The organism is Mesorhizobium sp. IMUNJ 23033 (genome assembly GCF_044778005.1).
GTDB lineage: Bacteria > Pseudomonadota > Alphaproteobacteria > Rhizobiales > Rhizobiaceae > Mesorhizobium > Mesorhizobium amorphae_A.
Genome location: NZ_JBJACT010000002.1, coordinates 53,132 through 74,009, shown reverse-complemented (window position 1 = coordinate 74,009; position 20,878 = coordinate 53,132). Strand labels below are relative to the sequence as shown.

Annotated in this window: 19 protein-coding genes; 10 read left to right on the top strand and 9 right to left on the bottom strand. The window is 63.5% G+C overall.

The annotated features are described in order from the left end of the window. Window positions 1–51: 51 nt before the first annotated feature. Complete coding sequence (locus tag ACFX5Q_RS03660) at window positions 52–258, bottom strand: hypothetical protein (protein WP_404275448.1); 207 nt, start codon at window positions 256–258, stop codon at window positions 52–54. Window positions 259–437: 179 nt separating this feature from the next. Here ACFX5Q_RS03660 and ACFX5Q_RS03655 point away from each other — a divergent pair, with 179 nt between their 5' ends. The 3 genes from ACFX5Q_RS03655 to ACFX5Q_RS03645 all read left to right on the top strand — a co-directional run bounded on the left by ACFX5Q_RS03655 (window position 438) and on the right by ACFX5Q_RS03645 (window position 6,172). Beyond that, window positions 438–4,049 carry a hydantoinase B/oxoprolinase family protein gene (locus ACFX5Q_RS03655; protein ID WP_404275446.1) on the top strand — a complete coding sequence of 1,204 codons (3,612 nt, stop codon included), beginning with the start codon at window positions 438–440 and terminating at the stop codon, window positions 4,047–4,049. A 159-nt stretch (window positions 4,050–4,208) separates the two neighbouring features. Continuing rightward, a complete protein-coding gene (locus tag ACFX5Q_RS03650; protein ID WP_404275444.1) occupies window positions 4,209–5,507 on the top strand; it encodes a DUF3419 family protein in 1,299 nt (432 codons plus the stop codon). Continuing rightward, on the top strand, window positions 5,504–6,172 hold the full coding sequence (locus tag ACFX5Q_RS03645) for a class I SAM-dependent methyltransferase (protein ID WP_404275442.1): 669 nt from the start codon (window positions 5,504–5,506) through the stop codon (window positions 6,170–6,172). The genes ACFX5Q_RS03650 and ACFX5Q_RS03645 overlap by 4 nt, the downstream gene beginning before the upstream one ends. Here the strand turns inward: ACFX5Q_RS03645 and ACFX5Q_RS03640 are convergent. Further along, window positions 6,169–7,548, bottom strand: a complete 1,380-nt coding sequence (locus ACFX5Q_RS03640) for a serine hydrolase domain-containing protein (protein ID WP_404275440.1) — start codon at window positions 7,546–7,548, stop codon at window positions 6,169–6,171. The two genes, ACFX5Q_RS03645 and ACFX5Q_RS03640, sit on opposite strands and share 4 nt — an antisense overlap. 222 nt (window positions 7,549–7,770) lie before the next feature. On the opposite strand from ACFX5Q_RS03640, the gene ACFX5Q_RS03635 reads away from it, so the two are divergent. Beyond that, window positions 7,771–8,571, top strand: a complete 801-nt coding sequence (locus ACFX5Q_RS03635; RefSeq protein ID WP_404275439.1) for a GH25 family lysozyme — start codon at window positions 7,771–7,773, stop codon at window positions 8,569–8,571. A gap of 130 nt (window positions 8,572–8,701) precedes the next feature. Further along, complete coding sequence (locus ACFX5Q_RS03630; RefSeq protein ID WP_404275438.1) at window positions 8,702–9,880, top strand: lytic murein transglycosylase; 1,179 nt, start codon at window positions 8,702–8,704, stop codon at window positions 9,878–9,880. 93 nt (window positions 9,881–9,973) lie between these two features. On the opposite strand, the gene ACFX5Q_RS03625 is transcribed toward ACFX5Q_RS03630, so the two are convergent. After that, the gene (locus tag ACFX5Q_RS03625) at window positions 9,974–11,194 is read right to left on the bottom strand and encodes an alanine racemase (RefSeq protein WP_404275436.1); all 1,221 of its coding nucleotides are present in this window, start codon (window positions 11,192–11,194) and stop codon (window positions 9,974–9,976) included. A 252-nt stretch (window positions 11,195–11,446) separates the two neighbouring features. Here ACFX5Q_RS03625 and ACFX5Q_RS03620 point away from each other — a divergent pair, with 252 nt between their 5' ends. Then, window positions 11,447–12,364 (top strand): DMT family transporter, encoded by a 918-nt coding sequence (locus tag ACFX5Q_RS03620; protein WP_404275434.1) that lies wholly within the window; start codon window positions 11,447–11,449, stop codon window positions 12,362–12,364. A 503-nt stretch (window positions 12,365–12,867) separates the two neighbouring features. Here ACFX5Q_RS03620 and metF read toward each other — a convergent pair. Together metF and ACFX5Q_RS03610 are read right to left on the bottom strand one after the other, a co-directional pair. Next, complete coding sequence (metF, locus tag ACFX5Q_RS03615) at window positions 12,868–13,785, bottom strand: methylenetetrahydrofolate reductase [NAD(P)H] (protein WP_006204186.1); 918 nt, start codon at window positions 13,783–13,785, stop codon at window positions 12,868–12,870. Continuing rightward, entirely contained in the window at window positions 13,785–14,807 is a 1,023-nt protein-coding gene (locus tag ACFX5Q_RS03610; RefSeq protein ID WP_192180825.1) for a metalloregulator ArsR/SmtB family transcription factor, read from the bottom strand. Before ACFX5Q_RS03610 ends, metF begins: the two co-directional genes overlap by 1 nt. A 146-nt stretch (window positions 14,808–14,953) precedes the next feature. Between ACFX5Q_RS03610 and tsaA the strand changes: the two genes are divergently transcribed. Both tsaA and ACFX5Q_RS03600 read left to right on the top strand, forming a co-directional pair. After that, window positions 14,954–15,460, top strand: a complete 507-nt coding sequence (tsaA, locus tag ACFX5Q_RS03605; protein ID WP_404275433.1) for a tRNA (N6-threonylcarbamoyladenosine(37)-N6)-methyltransferase TrmO — start codon at window positions 14,954–14,956, stop codon at window positions 15,458–15,460. Then, entirely contained in the window at window positions 15,457–15,771 is a 315-nt protein-coding gene (locus tag ACFX5Q_RS03600; RefSeq protein ID WP_404275432.1) for a DUF2293 domain-containing protein, read from the top strand. The genes tsaA and ACFX5Q_RS03600 overlap by 4 nt, the downstream gene beginning before the upstream one ends. A gap of 12 nt (window positions 15,772–15,783) precedes the next feature. Here the strand turns inward: ACFX5Q_RS03600 and ACFX5Q_RS03595 are convergent, their stop codons facing one another. Further along, window positions 15,784–16,296, bottom strand: coding sequence for a hypothetical protein (locus ACFX5Q_RS03595; protein WP_404275431.1), 513 nt, complete (start codon window positions 16,294–16,296; stop codon window positions 15,784–15,786). 150 nt (window positions 16,297–16,446) lie between these two features. Between ACFX5Q_RS03595 and ACFX5Q_RS03590 the strand changes: the two genes are divergently transcribed. Then, window positions 16,447–17,409, top strand: a complete 963-nt coding sequence (locus ACFX5Q_RS03590) for a D-amino acid aminotransferase (RefSeq protein ID WP_404275430.1) — start codon at window positions 16,447–16,449, stop codon at window positions 17,407–17,409. Here ACFX5Q_RS03590 and ACFX5Q_RS03585 read toward each other — a convergent pair. Beyond that, a complete protein-coding gene (locus tag ACFX5Q_RS03585) occupies window positions 17,406–18,023 on the bottom strand; it encodes an MOSC domain-containing protein (protein ID WP_404275429.1) in 618 nt (205 codons plus the stop codon). The genes ACFX5Q_RS03590 and ACFX5Q_RS03585 overlap by 4 nt on opposite strands. A 210-nt stretch (window positions 18,024–18,233) precedes the next feature. On the opposite strand from ACFX5Q_RS03585, the gene ACFX5Q_RS03580 reads away from it, so the two are divergent. Further along, complete coding sequence (locus tag ACFX5Q_RS03580) at window positions 18,234–18,800, top strand: methyltransferase family protein (RefSeq protein ID WP_404275428.1); 567 nt, start codon at window positions 18,234–18,236, stop codon at window positions 18,798–18,800. Between the two features lies 1 nt (window position 18,801). Here the strand turns inward: ACFX5Q_RS03580 and ACFX5Q_RS03575 are convergent, their stop codons facing one another. Beyond that, window positions 18,802–19,923, bottom strand: a complete 1,122-nt coding sequence (locus ACFX5Q_RS03575) for a beta-ketoacyl-ACP synthase III (protein WP_404275427.1) — start codon at window positions 19,921–19,923, stop codon at window positions 18,802–18,804. Window positions 19,924–20,067: 144 nt separating this feature from the next. Continuing rightward, complete coding sequence (gene tam / locus ACFX5Q_RS03570; RefSeq protein ID WP_404275426.1) at window positions 20,068–20,835, bottom strand: trans-aconitate 2-methyltransferase; 768 nt, start codon at window positions 20,833–20,835, stop codon at window positions 20,068–20,070. Window positions 20,836–20,878 lie beyond the last annotated feature (43 nt).

The window sequence follows — 20,878 nt, the reverse complement described above, 5'->3', positions numbered from 1 at the left end:
ATTCTGGCAGGACAAGGCCGGCTGATGCCGGCCTTGTCCGTTCATCTCATACTACTGCGCGGGCGCAGCAGGTGCTGCCGGAGCCGGTTCGGCAGGCTTCGTAGCGTCAGGAGCTGCCGGGGCGGCAGGCTGCATCGGCTGTTCGGCTGCCGGCGGGTTTGTGCTCTGTGTGGTGGTGTTGTCTGTGCCGCTGTCGCTGCACGCTGCCACCCCGAGCAGGGCAAGCGCCGAAAGCGACGCAAGAATGAGCTTTTTCATCACATCTCTCCTTCAACAAACGCTCACGTTCCTGTGAGCGGTCGAAGAGAAAATGCATCAGCTGGCCATGAGTTTCGTAACGTTGCGTTTCCGCATGTAACATCTTCAGATAGCTTGGTGATTGCCGTCCGACGAATGGCGAACTAACAGATAAAATAAGAGAAATGCCGGGAGCTGCGATGACCGAGAAATGGGACTTCTGGATCGATCGCGGCGGCACTTTCACCGATGTCATCGGCCGTGACCCTCAAGGCGGGCTGCATCCCAGAAAACTCCTGTCGGAAAACCCCGAAGCCTATGCCGATGCAGCCATCCAGGGCATTCGCGACCTGCTCGGGCTGAAATCCGGCGCGCCTGTGCCGCCGGGGCTGGTCGGCGACATCAAGATGGGCACCACCGTCGCCACCAATGCGCTTCTGGAGCGCAAGGGCGACCGCGTGCTGCTGCTCATCACCAAGGGCTTTCGCGACGCGCTGAGGATCGCCTACCAGGCGCGGCCGGACATCTTCGCCAAGGAGATCATCCTGCCCGAACAGCTCTACGAGCGCGTCATCGAGATCGACGAGCGCGTGCGTGCCGATGGCCGCGTCGAACGATTGCTCGATATTGCTGCTTGCCGCCCGGCCATCGAGCAGGCCAGGCACGATGGCATCGACGCGGTGGCCATCGTCTTCATGCATGCCTGGAAATATCCCGACCACGAGAAGGCGGTGGCAAAAGTCTGCCGCAAGCTCGGCTTCGGCCAGGTCTCCGTCAGCCACGAAGTCTCGCCGCTGATCAAGCTGGTCGGCCGCGGCGACACCACCGTCGTCGACGCCTATCTCTCGCCGATCCTGTCGAGGTATGTGCAAAGGGTGGCGGGAGAACTGGGCGCCGGCCCTCGTCTCATGTTCATGATGTCGTCCGGCGGCCTTACCGCCGCCGATATGTTCCAAGGCAAGGACGCGCTCCTGTCCGGTCCGGCCGGCGGCGTCGTCGGCATGGTCGAAACGGCGAAGCTCGCTGGCTTTGAAAGAGTCATCGGCTTCGACATGGGCGGCACCTCGACCGACGTCGCTCATTATGACGGCGAGTACGAGCGCGCCTTCGACACCGAAGTCGCCGGCGTGCGCATCCGCGCCCCGATGATGCGCATCCATACCGTTGCCGCTGGCGGCGGTTCGATCCTGCACTATGAGGCCGGCCGCTTCCGCGCCGGGCCGGATTCGGCCGGCGCCAACCCCGGTCCCGCCGCCTACCGGCGTGGCGGCCCGCTCGCCGTCACCGACGCAAATGTCATGCTCGGCAAGCTGCAGCCCGACTTCTTTCCTGCGATCTTCGGGCCGAGCCAGGACCAGCCGCTCGATGTCGGGACCGTGCACAAAAAATTCGCGGCGCTCGCCGCCGAAATCGGCGACGGCCGCTCGCCGGAAGCCGTCGCCGAAGGCTTCGTCACCATTGCCGTCGAGAACATGGCCAACGCGATCAAGAAGATTTCCGTTCAACGCGGTTATGATGTCACCGAATATCTGTTGAACTGCTTCGGCGGTGCCGGCGGCCAGCACGCCTGCCTCGTCGCCGACGCGCTCGGCATGGAGGCGGTGCTGATGCATCCCTTCTCCGGACTGCTCTCGGCCTATGGCATCGGCCTGTCGTCGGTCTTTGCCTCGCGCCAGCAGGCGCTGCTTCAGCCCCTGGCAGAGGGATCCCTGCCGGCGATCGACGACCTCATCGCGACATTGCGAAAAGCCATCATCGAAGAACTCGCCGCGCAGGGCATTGGTGAAGATGCCGTCTCCTCGAAGCCGGTGCTGCAGATCCGCTATGACGGCACCGACACGGCATTGCCGGTGAACTTCGAACACGGCTCGATTGCGCGAGCCAGGATCGATTTCGAGGCGGCACACAAAGGTCAGTTCGGTTTCGTCTACGAGGACAAGCCGATGATCGTGGAGTCCGTTGGCGTCGAAGGCACCGATACTGGCGGCGGCGGTCGCGACGAAAGTGAATCAGAGACCGAAGATCTTGTCGTAAGTCATTCCGAGATCCGCAAAATCTTCGCCGAAGGCGAATGGCGCGACACCGGCGTCTTCCGCCGCGAGGCGCTCAAACCGGGCACCAGGGTTTCCGGCCCGGCCTTGATCATCGAGCCCAACCAGACCATCGTCGTCGAGCCAGGCTGGCAGGCCGAAATCACCGCCAGGAACCATGTGCTGCTGCGCCGCATCGAGAAGAAGCGCCGCCAGGCGGCGCTCGGCACCGCCGCCGATCCGGTCATGCTGGAGGTCTTCAATAACCTGTTCATGTCGATCGCAGAACAGATGGGCGTGACGCTGCAGAACACCGCCTATTCCGTCAACATCAAGGAACGGCTGGATTTCTCCTGCGCTGTGTTCGACCGCCATGGTGCGCTGGTCGCCAACGCCCCGCATATGCCGGTGCATCTGGGCTCGATGGACCGCTCGGTCGAGACCATCATCAGGCTGAACTCGGGCGACATCCACCCCGGCGACGTCTTCGCCCTCAACGCGCCCTACAATGGCGGCACGCATCTGCCCGACATCACGGTGGTGACGCCGGTGTTCGACGACGCGAAGAAGGAAATCCTGTTCTGGGCGGCCTCGCGCGGCCACCATGCCGATGTCGGCGGCACCGCTCCCGGCTCGATGACGCCGCTCGCTACAACGGTCGACGAGGAAGGCGTGCTGTTCGACAATTTCCGCATCGTCGATCGCGGAAAATTCCGCGAGACCGAGTTGGAAACGCTGCTCACCGACCACCTCTACCCGGCCCGCAATCCGCACCAGAACATCGCCGACCTCAAGGCGCAGATCGCCGCCAATGAAAAGGGTGTGGCCGAACTGCGCAAGATGGTCGCGCATTTCGGCCTCGATGTCGTCGAGGCCTATATGGGCCACGTCCAGGACAATGCCGCCGAGAGCGTGCGCCGCGTGCTGGAGCGCCTGCCCGACAGTTCCGAATACGAGTATCCGACCGACACCGGCCAGGTCATCAAGGTGAAGATCACGGTCGACCGGCAAAAGCGCGAGGCGACAGTCGATTTCACCGGCACCTCGCCGGTCATGAAGAACAATTTCAACGCACCCGAGCCGGTCGCCCGCGCCGCCGTTCTCTATGCCTTCCGCGTCATGGTCGAGGACATGATCCCGATGAATGCCGGGTGTCTGCGTCCCATCAGCATAATTATCCCGGACGGCTGCATGCTCAAACCGTCCTATCCGGCCGCCGTCGTCGCCGGCAATGTCGAAACCTCGCAGCATGTTACCAACGCTCTGTTCGGCGCCATGGGCGCGATGGCCAATGCGCAAGGCACGATGAACAACCTCACCTTCGGCAACAAAAAGTATCAGTATTACGAAACGATCTGCTCGGGCTCGCCGGCTGGCCGGATGAATTCCGGCCGCGGTTTCGCCGGCACGTCGGGCGTCCACACCCATATGACCAACTCGCGCCTCACCGATCCGGAAGTGCTGGAACTGCGCTTTCCCGTCCTGCTCGAGGATTTCCACATCCGCGAAGGCTCCGGCGGCAAGGGCAAATGGGGTGCCGGTGACGGTACCAAGCGCACCATCCGCTTCCTCGAAAGGATGGAATGCGCAATCCTGTCCTCGCACCGCAACCGCCCGCCACAGGGCCTTAGCGGTGGCAGCGACGGCGAGGCTGGCTCGACCAAGGTCCGCCGCAACAACGGTTCGGTCGAGATGCTGAAAGCCTGCGACCAGACCGTGCTCGACGCCGGCGAAGCCGTCATCCTGACGACGCCGACGCCGGGTGGGTTCGGACGAGCCTAAGGAGGCTTCGAGAATTCGCTGCGGCGAGTCAGGTGGCGTGGCTTTCGAGAACCGGAGCGGAGCGGACATTGAAGTCCGTGAGCACCGGAAGCGCAGAAAGCCGCGTCAGATGACCGCCGCAGTAGAATTATCGATACCTCCGACTGTCACGGGCCTGTCATGACGCTGGGCTACCCGCTTGCGCCAACGCAAATGGGGAATCACCTTGCCATGACGGACGTTTCCGGAGATCTGGTTTTTCGCCGCGGCAAGGAAGTTGGAAAAGCCGTCTACCAGAACCGCCCGCTGTCGAAAGCCGGCCTTTCCGAGCGGCTTTTCGCCTTCCTGTTTTCCGGTCTCGTCTATCCGCAGATCTGGGAAGACCCAGATGTCGACATGGAGGCCATGCAGCTTGGCCACGGCCATCGCATTGTCACCATCGCGTCGGGCGGCTGCAACATCCTCGCCTACCTCACGCGCTCTCCGGAGCGGATCGATGCCGTCGATCTTAACGCCGCCCACATCGCGCTGAACCGCATGAAGCTCGAGGCGGTGCGGCATTTGCCGTCGCAAGGCGATCTGTTCCGCTTCTTCGGTGCTGCCGACACCCGTCACAATTCGGAAGCCTACGATCGGTTCGTCGCGCCGCATCTCGATCCGGTCAGCCGCCACTACTGGGAGCGCCGCAACTGGCGCGGACGCCGTCGCATTGCCGTCTTCGACCGCAACTTCTACCAGACCGGCCTGCTCGGCCTGTTCATCGCCATGGGCCATCGCGTCGGCAAATTCTTCGGCGTCGACCCTGCCGGCATCATGCAAGCCAGGAACATCAGCGAGCAGCGCCGCTTCTTCAACGAGGAGCTGGCGCCGGTGTTCGAGAAGCCGCTGCTGAAATGGGCGACATCGCGAAAAGCCTCGCTGTTCGGCCTGGGCATTCCGCCGGCGCAATACGATTCGCTGATCACCTCGGGCGACGGCACCATGGCGAGCGTCCTGAAAGCCCGGCTGGAGAAGCTCGCCTGCGACTTTCCGCTGAACACCAACTATTTCGCCTGGCAGGCCTTTGCCCGCCGCTATCCCGAGCCCGGCGAAGCCGCCCTTCCCGCCTATCTCGAAAAGCGCAACTACAAGACCATCCGTGACAATGTCGACCGCGTCGCCATACATCATGCCAACCTGATCGAGTTCCTTGCCGGCAAGGATGCCGGCACGGTCGACCGCTTCGTGCTGCTCGATGCGCAGGACTGGATGACCGACGACCAGCTCAATGCGCTGTGGGCCGAGATCACCCGCACGGCATCGGCCGGCGCTCGCGTCATCTTCCGCACCGCGGCCGAGCCCAGCCTGCTGCCTGGCCGCGTCTCAGTTTCGCTGCTCGACCAGTGGAGCTATGAGGACGACGCTTCGCGCGAATTCTCGGCGCGCGACCGCTCGGCCATTTATGGCGGCTTCCACCTCTATGTGAAGCGGCCCGCATGAGCGCGCGCGAGCTGCCGGCCAACCATGCCGAACTGATGGACGGCGTCTATCGCTGGCAGCGCCATATCTATGACCTGACCCGCAAATACTATCTGCTCGGACGCGACCGGCTGATAGCAGGACTGGATGTGCCGCCCGGCGGCACCGTGCTCGAACTCGGCTGCGGCACCGGCCGCAACATCATCCTCGCCGCCCGTCGCTATCCCGACGCCCGCTTTTTCGGCCTCGATATTTCGGCCGAGATGCTGGAGACAGCCACAGCCGCCATTGCCCGCGAAGGCCTGTCCGACCGCGTCGCACTGGCGCGTGGCGACGCTACCGATTTCGACGCCAAAGCGCTGTTCGGCATCGAGAGTTTCGACCGCATCTTCGTGTCCTATTCGCTGTCGATGATCCCCGGTTGGGAGAAGACGGTTTCGGCAGCACTCGCCGCCCTTGCGCCTGGCGGTTCGCTGCATGTTGTCGATTTCGGTCAGCAGGAAGGCCTGCCAGGCTGGTTCCGGACCTTGCTGCGCAGCTGGCTGAGGAAATTCCACGTCGCGCCGCGTGAATCCCTGCGCGACGTCCTGGAATCGGAGTCCGAACGAACCGGTTCAACCCTCCGTTTTCGCACGCTTTATCGCGGCTATGCATGGCTCGCCGTGATCCGGCAGCCAAACGGCTAATGCAGCGCCTTCACCAGCGCCCCCAGCATCATCTGCGGCCGGTAGCCGAGCTTGGCTGGTGTCAGCCCGAGCCGCACCACCACCAACTGCTCTGACGGAATGATGGCGACCGTCTGCCCGTCATGGCCTTCCATCCAGTAGGTGTCCTTGGGCAGGCCGGCCGCGACGCCGGCGCCGGGGTTTTCCTCGTCGCCCGGTGCCTCGATCCACACCTGGCCGTTGCCATAGACCTTCGAGGCCGATGCAGGTTCCCGCATCCAGTCGACGAAGCCGGCCGGCAGGATCTCATTGCCGTTCCAGACCCCTCCTTGCAGCAGGAACTGGCCGAAGCGTGCCCAATCATGCGCCGTGGCGTAGAGATAGGACGAGCCGACGAAAGTGCCCTGTTCGTCGGTCTCCAACACAGCGCTGTGCATGCCGAGCGGCTCGAACAGCGCCGTCCGCGGCCAGGTCAGCGCCTTGTCCTTGTCGCCGATGGCGTCCTGCCAGAGCCGCGACAGCATCACAGCCGTGCCGCTCGAATAGGAGAACACCTTGCCGACCTCGCCGGTCAGCGGCTTCGATTCGGCGAACCCCGCCATATCGGGCTCGAGATAGAGCATGCGTGTGACGTCGGCGACGTCGCCATAGTCCTCGTTGAACTCCAGCCCGCTCGACATCGCCATCATGTCGGCGAGGCTGATGGCGGCGCGGCCATCGGCTTTCCATGGCCCGAACAACCCTTGGCTGGTCACCGCCATCTTACCGTCCTTGACCAGCGTGCCGACGATCGCCGCGTTCACCGTCTTGGTCATCGACCAGCCGAGCAGCGGCGTCTTCTGCGAAAAGCCGTCGCCATAGCGCTCGCCAACAATGCGGCCGTTCTTCACCACCACCACCGCCCGCATGCCGGTACCCGCCATGGCCGCGTCGTCGAGGATCTTGGCGATCTCCGGTGCCTGCGAGGCGTCGACCCGTTCGCCTTCCGGCCACAGCGCATCCTGCCTGGTGGCGGCGGGTTCGGCATGGGTCACCGTCTGCCTCGCCTTGCCGGTGTTGCCATCCGGAACCGAAGCGCAGCCCAGCCCGTCACGCGCGACGGCGACACTTCTGCCGAGCACACCGAACAAGCCTGCCGAGACCATCCCACGCTCCTTGTCGACCGACACCTTCATCAGCCTGAGCAGCGGATGGCCCGGCGCCTGCACGTCGACGGCGAGCACATCATCGGCATCGCGCCCGGCAATGAAAACGTTCGAGCAGACGATCTTGGCCGAATAGCCCGAACCGACGCGGATCAGTTCCGGCGGCGCGATATAGAGCCAGGCAAACAGCGCGGCTATCGCCAGCACGACCAGGCCGAGCAGCCATTTGACGATCTTGACGACGATCCGCATCTTTCCATCCCCCGGTGTTTTCGCGCTCGATTTATGTCATCGATTGCTTCGGCAAAATCTCTGTTCTTGTCGAGCGCCGTCAACCTGATATCAACCATGTTCGGCGATCACATGAGGAAGGCGGGCGATCCTGTGGGGTGATCGTCCGGCGGGGCCAGATCGAGGGGCACCAGCAGAAACGACCCATCAGTGGCCGGCTGAACCCGGCTCAGGAGTAGAGAGATGCGCCGTCTCGCGGCTCTCGTCATGCTGACGCTGTTGGGCGCCTGCTCGACCGTGGACGATCTCTCGCCGCTGTCGCCATCCTCGTCCAGCAACCCGACAATGGCGGTGCGTGCACCGCGTTTCGAGGATTCCAAGCCGCACGAATGGGACAGCGGCGCCCCGTGGAACTATGCGGTCCACGGCACCGATGTCTCCAAATACCAGACATCGGTCGACTGGCCGGCGGCCAAGGCCAGCGGCATCTCCTTCGCCTTCATCAAGGCGACCGAGGGCGGCGACCGCTTCGACGAGTATTTCAACGAGCATTGGGCACGCACCAGGGCCGCCGGCATACCCCGTGCGGCCTATCATTTCTTCTATTTCTGCACGCCCGCCGCCACGCAGGCGCGCTGGTTCATCGCAAACGTGCCCGTCGACCGTTTGGCGATGCCGCCGGTGCTGGACATGGAATGGAACCCGAAATCGCCGACCTGCAGGCTGCGCCCGGACGCCGCGACGGTGCGCGCGGAGATGAGCACTTTCCTTGAAATCGTCGAGCGGCACTACGGCAAGAAGCCGATCATCTACACCTCGGTCGACTTCTTCGACGACAACGGCCTGTCGACCTTCCGCGGCTACCCCTATTGGCTGCGCTCGGTCGCCGGCCATCCGCGTCAGAAGTACGGCAGCCATCCCTTCACCTTCTGGCAGTACACCGGCACCGGTATCGTTCCCGGGATGACCGGCAAATCCGATATCAACGTCTTCAACGGCTCCGAAGCCGCCTGGAACAAGTGGCTGCGGCAGAACACCCGTTGACACCGGGGCCCGCGCCTGCTTTTCGACACAGCCGGCGGCGATTGTTTGCACCCGCTGATAATCCAGGGCGCCGCGCGTTCGCAATAGACGCGCAAACGACGCTCTGGCACCTGGTTTCGGAAGGAAGCTGATGCGGATGCGTTCCAAAGCCCTTGCGGCGCTCATCCTGTTCGCCACGGCGTTGCCGGCGGCAGCGCAGGAATGCGGCGGCGATTTCGAGGCATGGAAGCAGGGCGTGGCGGTCGAAGCCAAGGCGGCTGGCGTCGGCGCTCACGGCCTTGATGCGCTGGAAGCTGCCGGCATCGACGACAAGGTGCTGGCGCGCGATCGTGCCCAGGGTGTGTTTTCCCAGACCTTCATCCAGTTTTCGAACCGCATGATCTCGGCCTATCGGCTGAAGCAAGGCGCCGCCAACCTCAAGAAATACGCCGACGTGTTTGCCCGCGCCGACCAGCAGTTCGGCGTCCAGGCACCGGTCATCGCCGCCTTCTGGGCGCTGGAGACCGATTTCGGCGCGGTACAGGGCGACTTCCACACGTTGAGCGCACTGGTCACGCTTGCGCATGATTGCCGCCGGCCGGAGCTTTTCCGGCCCCAGCTGGTGCCGTTGCTGACGCTGATCGACCGCGGGGTCGTGCCGGCCGAGGTCACCGGCGCCTGGGCGGGCGAGATCGGCCAGACGCAGATCCTGCCTTCCGACTATCTCACGCGTGGCGTCGATGGCGACGGCGACGGCATCGTCGACCTGCGCGGCAGCGTGCCGGACGTGATCATGACCACGGCCAACAAGATCCTGTCGCGCGGCTGGAAACGCGACCAGCCCTGCATCGAGGAAGTGCGCGTGCCCGACGACATGCCGTGGGACCAGACCGGCCGCACCAACAAGCTGCCGCTGTCGCAATGGGCTCAGTGGGGTGTCACCAATCCGAACGGCACGCCGCTTATCGACAACGGCCTGAAGGCGGGCCTGGCGCTGCCGATGGGCCGCAAGGGGCCGGCCTTCCTCGCCTACGACAATTTCGACGTCTATCTCGAGTGGAACCAGTCCTTCACCTATGCGCTGACCGCGGCAAGCCTCGCCGCGCGGCTCGCCGGCGCGCCGCAATTCGATCCACGCACCCCTGAATCCGGTCTCAGCGGCGACCAGATGAAGGCGTTGCAGACCAAGCTCGAAGCCAGAGGCTACGACGTCGGCACGGTCGACGGCATCCTGGGTACGAACACCCGCGAAGCCATCCGCAAGGAACAAATGCGCCTTGGATTGCCCGTGGATGGCTGGCCGACGCCGGATCTTCTGGCAAGGCTGTAAAAGTAGTGAGTAGTGAGTAGTGAGTAGTGAGTAGAAATAAGCTTATTCGCACTCGCCTCAGCGAGTTTTTCACTATTCACTATTCACTATTCACTATCCCGCCATTGTCTCCAGGCTCGCAAATCCCTCCGGCGCATCGCCTTCGTCGAACGGCGTCGTCACCTCGACGAAGGTGTCGGGGTAGAAGCCGTTGAAACGCGTCCTCAGCGACAGCGAATAAGCGCCGATATGACCGATCTCGATCCAGTCGCCGGTATCGACCGTTTCCGGCAGCCAGAACGGTCTGGACAGGATGTCCACGGAATCGCAGGTCGCGCCGCACACCTTGAACGGCACGATGTTCTTTTCCTCGCCATTGCGCGAGCGGATCGCCGGGTCGGGAATGAAGCGCGCCGGCAGCGTGATCTTGCCGGTCCATGAATCGGACAGCGACGCCCAGATGCCGTCATTGATGTAGAGCCGCTTGCCCTTGCGCAGCAGCACACGCACGATCAGCGACAGGCAGCGCGCCACGATCACCCGGCCGGGTTCCGCCACCAGCGGGATCTGGTCGAACTGATACTCCTTCAGGTCGCCCGACAGCCGCGACATGATCTGGCCGAGCGACGGCATCTCGATCTGCTTGCGGTTGGGGTCGTGGCCGTATTCGGCCGGAAAACCGCCGCCGACATCGAGCCCGGCAATGTCGAAGGAGACGCGGTTGCGCACCCAGTCGGCTGAGGCCAGCGCCCGCTCATAGGTGTCGGGATCCTCGATCTGGCTGCCGACATGGAAGCAGAGGCCGACGTTGTAGCCGGTGCGGTTGAGCCGCTCGGCGAGTTCGACAGCATAGGCCGGGCCCGCGCCGAATTTCTTCGACAGTTCGTAGGCCGCCGACCCTTTCGTCTGCATGCGCACGAACACGGTGATCGCGCCAGGGTCGATGTCGAGCGCCCGCACCACCCGTGTCAGCTTGGTGATCTCGTCCTCGTGATCGAGCGAGATGACGCGGATGCCGTATTTCTCCAGCGCCAGCTTGATGTCCGACTGCGCCTTGACCGGATGCATGTAGAGCATTTCGGCATCGGGCGAGACGGCGCGCACGGCGGCGAACTCGCCCGGCGAAGCGACATCGAAAGCGGTGACGCCGGCTTCGACCAGCGCCTTCAGCACGATCTGCTCGCCATTGGTCTTGACCGCATAGGCGGTCCTGCCGGGGAACATGCCCATGAACTGTCTGGCGTCGGCCTTCAATACCTCCGGCCGGAAGCAATAGATCGGGTCGTCCGGGCGAAGCGCCAGCGCCGCCTCGCGGGCATTTTCGAATCGCTGCATGGACGAATCCCCTGAACCTTGGCTGCGCACAATTAATCCAAGCTGACGGCTAAAGAAAACAATTCTGTGTCTCGCACCTCTGGCGGTACGGCGCTACCGGGATTCCGAGCGATGCTACGCCATCGATCGGGTTTCGGGTGGCCCTTGCCGCGGGAGCGGATATGGCTTGATCACATGCCCGACTTGATCACATGCCCGACTTGATCACATGCATGGCAGGCTTGGCATTCGGCATCCTGGGAGGACATTCACATGGCGACAGCAGCAACCGCCACGGCGCGCGGACCGATGGTGCTCAAGGACTGGGGGCAGCTTCTGCTGCTTGGCGCCATCTGGGGCGGCTCGTTCTTCTTTGCCCGCATCGCCGTGTCGGAATTGTCGCCACTGGTGCTGGTATTGTTTCGCGTCGTCATCGCGGCTGCAGCACTCCAGCTTTATCTCGGCTGGCGCGGCCCCTCCTTCCGCCTCGCCTTCCCGCATGCCGGCCTGTTCTTCCTGCTGGCGCTTGCCAACAATGTCGTTCCCTTCTCGCTGATCTTCGCCGGTCAGACCGAGCTTGGCGCCGGCCTCGCCTCGGTGCTCAACTCAACGACGCCGTTCTGGACGCTGATCCTCGCCAACGCGCTGACATCAGACGAAAAGCTGTCCTGGAACAAGCTTGCCGGCATTGCGCTCGGCATCGCCGGCACGGCGGTGATGATCGGTCCGGGCCTGCTTGCCGGGCTCGGCGGTCCGGTCTGGGCGAAGTTCGCGCTGATCGGCGCCTCGTTGTCCTATGCCGTCGCGCTGATGATTGCCCGCCGCTTCAAGGGTGTGCCCTCGCCGATCGTCGCCACGGGACAATTGACGGCCTCGACCGTCATCATGATTCCGGTCGTGCTCATCGCCTATGGTCCCGCCGGCCTGTTCTCCGCTTCGCCGCCGGTCTGGGCGGCAGTGCTGGCGCTGGCACTGCTTTCCACCGCCTTCGCCTACATCCTCTATTTCAACCTCGTCGCCTCGGCCGGCGCCACCAACGCTTCGCTGGTCACCCTGATCGTGCCGGCCAGCGCCATGCTGCTCGGCTTCCTGTTCCTCGGCGAACGGCTTGAACTGTTCGAAATGGGCGGCATGGCGCTGATCGCCTTCGGGCTGGTGACGATAGATGGGCGCCTGTTCGGTCGACGTTGATGCTGCCCCTCAATTGGACGCGCAAGGGGACGATCTAAACACTTTGATTGACTCCCTGCTTTCCGAGCCGAAAGCAGCGCGGCAAAGGTCGAATTCCATTTCGGCCCGGCGCGGTAGCGCTGCCATGCCTCGCTTCCGCCGCCGGCGCGCCACAATTTATTCACAACCCTTGAGCCGGCTTTTGCCGAAGAGTTTCAATGCCTAACGGCGAAAGCCAGGTAGCAGAACCCACAATCATGTCGCATTGCAGCACGTTTTCCGCTTGCCTGTGGCACAAATGACCCTAGACTCTCGACATAGCTCTTTAAGAGGAGGCTATGACATGGGACTGACGAGGCCAATCAACGCATTGATGATTTGTGCAGCGTTCGCATTCATCGGCGCCCTTATCATAGGTGTTCTTCCGTAACCGCCAGAGCGGAAGAAAACAGCAGCTGATAGTCAACCAATTTCGAGAGGCCGGGTTTTTACCCGGCCTCTTGCATTTCATGTCGCGACAAAATTCAGGCTGCGGCCGATCCCGCAGCTTCCGCCTCATGCGAGCGGATGCCGATCATGTGGCAGATGGCAAAGACCAGGTCGGCGCGGTTCATGGTGTAGAAGTGGAAATCGCTGACGCCGCGTTCGACCAGGTCGAGCACCTGCTCGGCCGCCACCGCGGACGCCACCAGCGCATGCGTCTGCGGGTCGTTCTGCAGCCCGTCGAAGCGCTCGGCCAGCCATGCCGGCACCAGCGCACCGCAGCGCGCCGAGAAATTCGCGACCTGGGTGAAATTATGCACCGGCAGAATGCCCGGCACGATCGGGATGTAGATGCCGGCCCGCCGCGCCCGCTCGACATAGCGCTCGTAGAGATCATTGTCGAAGAAGAACTGGGTGATTGCCCGCGTCGCGCCATTGTCTGCCTTGCGCTTCAGCATGTCGAAATCGGTGGCGAAGTCCGGGCTTTCCGGATGCTTTTCCGGATAGGCGGAGACCGAAATGTCGAAATCGCCGGCGCCCTTCAGCGCCCCGACCAGTTCGGCGCCATTGGCGTAGCCGTCGGGATGCGGCCTGTAGGCGGTGCCGACGCCTGCCGCCGGATCGCCGCGCAGAGCGACGAAGCGGGTGACGCCCATATCGGCGAATTCCCTGACAACGGCATCGACCTGATCGCGGGCCGCATCGACGCAGGTCATGTGCGCCGCCGGCGTCAGCGTCGTCTCGTTGAGGATGCGCTTGACCGTGCGCGCGGTGCGCTCACGGGTCGAGCCGCCGGCGCCGTAGGTCACCGAGACGAACTTCGGCTTGAGCGGTTCCAGCCGGGTGACGGTGTCCCACAGCCTGGCCTCCATCTCGTCGGTCTTCGGCGGGAAGAACTCGAACGAAACCCTGACCTTGTCGCCAATATCGGGACGGCGGGAAAAGCGGAACTGGTTCATCAGGCTATTTCCCCCATCGGGTACGCTTGGGTGGGTTGGCTGTCGTTGGACGGATCGGCGATCAGCATGCGGCGGTCGCGGCCGAGCCACAGCTTGACCGTGAGCCTGGCCTCGTTGGCGCCGCGCGGTTCGAACTCCTGGCTGTCCTCGAGCGCGAGCCCTGCCTCGGCGAACCACTCGGCGATCTGCCGGTCGGAAAAGCCGAGCCTGACATGCGCATGCTGGTCGCGCAGGAATTCCAGCGTGTGCGGCGCGAAATCGACGATCACCAGCCGCCCCGCCGGACGCAGCAGCCTTGCCGCCTCGCGGATGGCGCGGGCCGGATCGTCGAGATAGTGCAGCACCTGATGGATGGTGACGAGGTCGAAAGCGTCGCGCTCGACCGGCGGCGCGAAGATATCGCCCTGCCGCACCTGCGCGTTCGAAACGCCGGCCTTGTCGAGATTGGCGCGCGCCACGGTCAGCATCTCGCGCGACATGTCGATGCCGACGCCGCGCCGGTAAAGCGGCGAAAAGATTTCAAGCAGCCGCCCGGTGCCGGTGCCAAGGTCGAGCATCGATTGGAAAGGCCGCTTGCCGACAAGCTTCAGCAGCGCCGCTTCCACGGCGCGATCCGGCACATGCAGCGAGCGGATATGATCCCAGCTCGCGGCGTTTTCGGAGAAGTACTCGGCGGCGCGGTCCTGGCGCTTGCGTTTGACCGACGCCAGCCGCTCGAGGTCGCGCTCTACCTGCGGATCGGCGCCGCGGATACCTGAGATCAGCCTGATCACGAAATCACGGGCCGAATCCGTATCCGAGAGCCGGAAGAAGGCCCAGGAGCCCTCCTGGTAACGGCCGATCAGCCCGGCCTCCAAAAGCAGCTTGAGGTGGCGCGACACGCGCGGCTGCGACTGGCCGAGGATTTCGGTAAGATCGGAAACGGTAAGGTCGCCACGCGACAAGAGTGCCAGAATGCGGAGCCGGCTCGATTCGGCCGCCGCCTTCAGAGTATCCACCATTGTGTCGAGCGAGACATGCATGAGCGCTTCTCTTTTGAAAAAGATATAAACATATGTTTATGTCGAATTTGACAACCATGCAAGACCCATGTCGCTTCCGGACAAGAAAATGACGCATGCATGATCCACAGGCGGAAAGCGGTTTTCGGATGAACGAGGCGAAAACCATGTTCGAAACGCGCGCCGGCGAAAGGCTTCTGGAAACTGATCCGGCCGATATGCCGCCAGATGGCCACGTCGTCTTCATCGGCCGCATCGCTTCGCCATGGACGAGCCGGGAGACCTGCCCCAAGAACATGAGGGCCGCGCGGGAGGCAGGCGGCGGTGCCACGCTGCTGGTCGACCCGCCCTATCGCGAAGGTCTGCCGGGACTGGAACGCGCCAGCCACGTCATCATCCTGACCTGGCTCCATCATGCGCCGCGGAATCTGATTGTGCAGAAACCCCGCCATGCGGCTGAGCCGAAAGGCGTTTTTTCGCTGCGTTCCCCTGCCCGGCCGAACCCGGTCGGGTTGCATGTGGCGAAGCTCGTCGGGCTCGATGTCGGCAGCGGCCGCATCGAACTCGACGCCATCGACGTGCTCGACGGCACGCCGGTCATCGACCTGAAACCCTATCTCGCCTCCACCGACGCCTTTGCCGATGCGACCATTGCCGGGCGGGACGAGCCATGAAAGCGCCGACCAACCGCCGTCGCGCCATCGCCAAGGCGCTGACTACGCTTTTGCCGCTGGCGCCCTATGCCGACATCGAAAAAATCCGTGCCGACGCCGGCAGGGCGCACTTGCACAATCTGCCGCCGTCGATCTCCGTCTGGCTGGCGACCATCGCCCATATCCGTCACGTCCACACCGATTACGAAAAGCTGCTGGCGGAAGGCTATGACCGCGACTCGGCGCGTTTCTTCGTCATCGAACAGACCAACATCGTGCTGACCCGCTGGCGCGCCACGCGCCTGCTCGACTCCGACGACGACGAAGAGTAGCGCGAGAAACCGCTACTGCCGCGTTAGTACGGCGACGGCGTTATAGGACTGGCCATCTGCCTGCCCGACCCAGACCCAGGACAGGTTTCCCTTGAAAAACCTGACGGTGATCGTGCCGCCATCGACGCATTTGTCCTGGCCATAGGTGATGCTCTCCCGGAACTCCGCCGAGCTGTTGTCCCTCGAAATCTGAGTGAGAGATCCGCCGCAGCTGAGCGACGGATAGTCGATCGACGCGCCGCTGTCGTTGATGGTCATGGCAATCGACCAGTCGGCGCCGGCGGCGCCGGCCGGGCTTTGATGGCCATTGCCGACCCAGGTGCCGGTCAAGGATGGCACATTCACCACGCAAGGGACGTTCTGGAAGATCGGCGTCAACTCGCTGCCGGTCTTCTCGCAGCGATATGTCTGGCCGCTTTGACATAGCTCCTCGCCCTCGCGCGTGCATTGGGCGAAGGCTTCGCTGCAGCCGACGAAAACGATCATCGCAAAGATGATTGCACCAAGCCCCGTATGCCTGACCATCTCCCCTCCGGCCTGATAGTCCCGCCGGCAACCGTAAGGGAAAACCAACATTCCACCTAGAACATAGAGCAGCGCATAGGTGGCTCTATGTAACGCGCTGAGCGACGCTAGCCTGACCATGGATCGAGCCTTGGACAAGGAGAGTTTGCGATGAGCCGAAACGTTGCAACGGAGCGAGCCATGCCGCTGCCGCCTCTTTCCGAGCGCCATATCGATCCGCACTCCTATCCGGACGGCGTTGCCTTCCTCGATGGCCAGTATCTGCCGATGTCGCAGGCCAAGATCTCGGTAATGGATTGGGGTTTTCTGCATTCCGACGCCACCTACGACACAGTGCATGTCTGGGACGGCCGCTTCTTCCGTCTCGACCTGCATCTCGACCGCTTCTTCGGCGGGCTGGAGAAGCTGCGCATGGCGATCCCGTTCGACCGCGACGGCGTCGCCGAGATCCTGCACGATTGCGTCGCGCTATCCGGCCATCGTGCCGCCTATGTCGAGATGCTATGCACGCGCGGCGCTTCGCCGACCTTCAGCCGTGACCCGCGCCAGGCGATCAATCGCTTCATGGCCTTCGCCGTGCCCTTCGGCTCGGTCGCCAATGCCGAGCAGTTGCGGCGCGGCCTCAATGTCGCGATCAGCGACAAGGTGCGTATCCCGCCGGCCTCGATCGATCCTACGATCAAGAACTACCATTGGCTCGACCTGGTGCGCGGCCTCTACGACGCCTATGACCGCGGCGCCGAGACCGCGCTGATCCTCGATTTCAACGGCAATGTCGCTGAAGGTCCGGGCTTCAACGTCTTTTGCGTGAAAGACGGCAAATTGTCGACGCCGGCCATTGGCGTCCTGCCCGGCATCACGCGGCGCACCGTCTTCGATCTCTGCTCCGAGGCGGGGCTGTCTGCAACAGCGGCCGACGTCAGCGTCGCAGCGCTGAAGGCAGCCGATGAAGTCTTCATCACCTCGACCGCCGGCGGCATCATGCCGGTGACGGTGATCGACGGCATTTCGGTCGCCGACGGCCAAGTTGGCGCCATCACCAGTCGGCTGATGGCGCTCTATTGGCAAAAGCACGAGGACCCAGCCTGGTCGAGCCCGGTGTCCTACACTTAGGCGCGGTAGATCCACTGCTCGGGCACGCGCACCGATATCTCCTCGCCGGCAACAATCGTGCCGGGCTTTTCGACCCAGGCGACAAGGCCGCGCAGCCGCTTGGCCGCCTTTGGAAAGGCCAGCGCGCCGGCCTCGTGGTCGGCCGTCCCGGCATGTTCGGCGACTGAGCGCCCGGCGATGCGGCATGGCCCGTTCTGCGCATCGACCTTGATGGTGACGCCGCCCTTGAAGAACAAGAGCGTACCCGACGGCAGCATGGAAAGCTGCTGCACGCCCTCGATCAGCAGATTGGCGCCGATCCATTCCGGCTTGATCTCCTTGAGGCTCATCCGCTCGGCCACAATGGCGAGTTCGTCCGCCGCCACGATCGACAATTGCCGCTCGTTGCGCATCTCGGTGCCGCGCGGATACCAGGGCTCGCGCCCGCCGGAGCGCCGCGTGGCGCCAGCATGGAAATCACCATCGATGCCGTCGAAGCCGAGCCGCAATTCTTCCACCGGTCGCGTTTCGAAGTGATCGAACGGCGCGACGTAGAGCGCCGCCACTTTCGCCGCGAGCTTTCGCGCCGGCAGGGTTTCGACCGGATTTTCGGTCTCGGCAAAGAGATCCGCCATGGCTTCATTCCTTCTGCAAGACGAACCGCAATTAGCCCGCGGCCATGGACCGGGTCCAGTCCAAAGCGCTGATGATCCGATCGAGCCGGTTGATGGGATGCTTCACCGATCACGATTTTCTTACCGCCGATCGCGCATCCTCTGGCCGGGCGCCGTATTGCCGCCGTGCTGCCTCGACTTGATACTAGCGTCAGGAGGAGACGCGTCATCATGCATCCCGCAGCCGCAATCGCCGCGCTCTGGCAGATTTGGGTCGTCTCCTGGCTCGCGGCCGCCTTCTGGTCCGACCCCGTTGAGAAGCGCGCCGGCCTGCAGGCGGAACTTCGCTATCGCGCCCTGTGGATGGTCGGTGTGATCCTGCTCTTCGTTCCGGCGCACGGCTATGTCGGCCGGTTGCGGCTCTGGATGCCGAACCTCACCGAGGCCTGGATCTGCGTCGCCCTGATCGCAATTGGCCTCATCTTCTCCTGGTGGGCGCGTCTGCACCTTGGCCGGCTGTGGTCGGGTAACATAACCGCCAAGGCGGATCACCACGTCGTCGACACCGGCCCCTATGGCTTGGTTCGGCACCCGATCTACACCGGCCTGCTGCTGGCGGTCTTCGCCACCATGGCGGCCAAGGGGACGGTCTGGGGCATTGCCGGTGCCGCCCTGCTCACCATCGGCGCCGTTGTGAAGGCAAGGCTGGAGGAACAGTTCCTGCGCGGCGAACTGGGTAGCGCCTATGACGACTATGCCACGCGCGTTCCAATGCTGGTGCCGTTCGCACCCGCCTAGATCACAGCATGCGCAGCAGCGCGCCGCCGATCGAATATCCCGCGCCGAAGGCGCAGAGCAGGCCGTAGTCGCCGGGCTTCATGTCGGCGTGGTTCTCGGATAGCGCGATGATGGCGCCGGCGCCGGCGGTATTGCCGAGGCGCTCCAGCACCATCGGCGCGCGATCATGGTCGACCTCGTGGCCGAAGGCGAGTTTCAGGATCATGGCGTTCATGCGCGCATTGGCCTGATGCAGCCAGAAGCGGCGGATGCCTTGCGGCGTCTGCCCGTGCTCGGCCAGGAATTCGACGATGAATTTGTGGCCGGCGACGGTGACTTCCTTGAACACCTTGTTGCCGACCTGCTTGATCAGATTGCCTTCCAGGTTGATCATATAGGGATCGTCTTGGGCGGTGCGGGTATGGTAGCCGAGATTGGTGCGGATGTTGTTCGACATCTGCGTCCAGGTGCGCGTATCGAGCACCTGGAAACGCCCCGGCCGCTTCTCGCCCTGGTCGAGCCCCTCGACCACCATCGACACCGATGCATCGCCGAAGATGAAATGCGTCTGCCGGTCGCGGAAATTGAGATGACCCGTGATGATCTCCGGCGTCGTCACCAGCACGCGCTTGTGCGCGCCGGCCCGCACCAGATTGACCGCGATGTGCAGCGCCGCCGCGGCCGACGAGCAGCCAAGCCCCATATCGAAGCCGGCGCCCTTGGTACCCAGGGCCTGCTGCATTTCGATGGCAATCGCCGGATAGGGCCGCTGGTGGTGCGAGGCCGAGCAGATCACCAGGTCGATATCGGACGGCTTCAACCCGGCATGGTCGAGCGCCTTCCTCGCCGAGGCGACGCCGAACTCGGCCTGCAGCGACAGCGCATCGTCGGGCCGCGCCGGTATGCGCGGCGCCATCCGCGTCGGATCGAGGATGCCTTCCCGCTCGATCACATGCCGGGTCTGGACGCCCGAGGCATGGACGATGAAGTCGCTGTCCGACTTCTGCAGCAGCGTCTCGCCCGTAACGGAGCGGCGCGCGTTCTCCATGTCGACCCAGGCGTTGAAGCTGGCGACCAGTTCTTCATTGGTGATCTTGGGTCCAGGGATTTCGACGCCGATGCCGCTGATGATGACGCGATGCATTTCCAATCCGTCCCATGCGCGGGCGTTGCGGGCTTGATGTGGGCGCATAGACGGCCCGGTGCAACCCTTGTCGCATTTTGCCGGTTTATGCCAGCTTAAACCGCCATTTCCCGTTGCTATCGCGGCGAGTTGACCGACACTCGGTCAGGCCCGCTTGGCGACGATGAAGATGCGAGGGAAGCGCAGCAGAACCTTGCCGTTCGCCGTCCTTGGATAGGCCTCTGCGATCTTGGCCGTGTAGTGGTCGAGGAACATGGTCTTCTCGTCCGCGTCGAGCGGATCGAGGAAAGGCTTCAGCCCCGTCGCCTTGACCCATTCGACGATCGCCGCGGCATCGGCCAGCGGATGGTTGTAGATCGTGTGCCAGATATCCAGCCGATCCGCGAGCGGCGACAGAAGATCGTAGTAGAACGAAACCGGCGGCAGCTGCCCGCGCGCCGCCCCTTTGATCTTTGCGGCAAACGGCATCTCGGCGGCCGTCTCCCGCATCAGGCGATGCGAGTCCTCGCCAAGATTGTCCGGCATCTGAATGGCAAGCGCGCCGCCCGGCGCCAGGAAACCCATCAGCCGCTGGAAGACGGCCGGATGCTCCGGCAGCCACTGGAACACCGCATTGGCGAAGATCACGTCGACCGGCTTCTCCGGCTGCCATGTTGCCGCATCCGACAGTTCGAAGGTGACATCGGGCAGGCGCGCCCTCGCCTTCTCGATCATGTCGGGCGAAGTGTCGAAGCCGCTGACTTGCGCGTCCGGCCAGCGCTCGACCAGAAGCTCGGTCGAATTGCCCGGCCCGCAGCCGATATCGACCACACGGCGCGGGAAATCCACTGGCACTTGGGCGACCAGATCGCGCGCGGGCCGCGTTCGCTCATCCTCGAATTTCAGATATTGGGCGGCGGACCAATCAGCCATGTCAGCTCCTCAGATCACCTTGAGAATTCGCCGCCCCGACAAA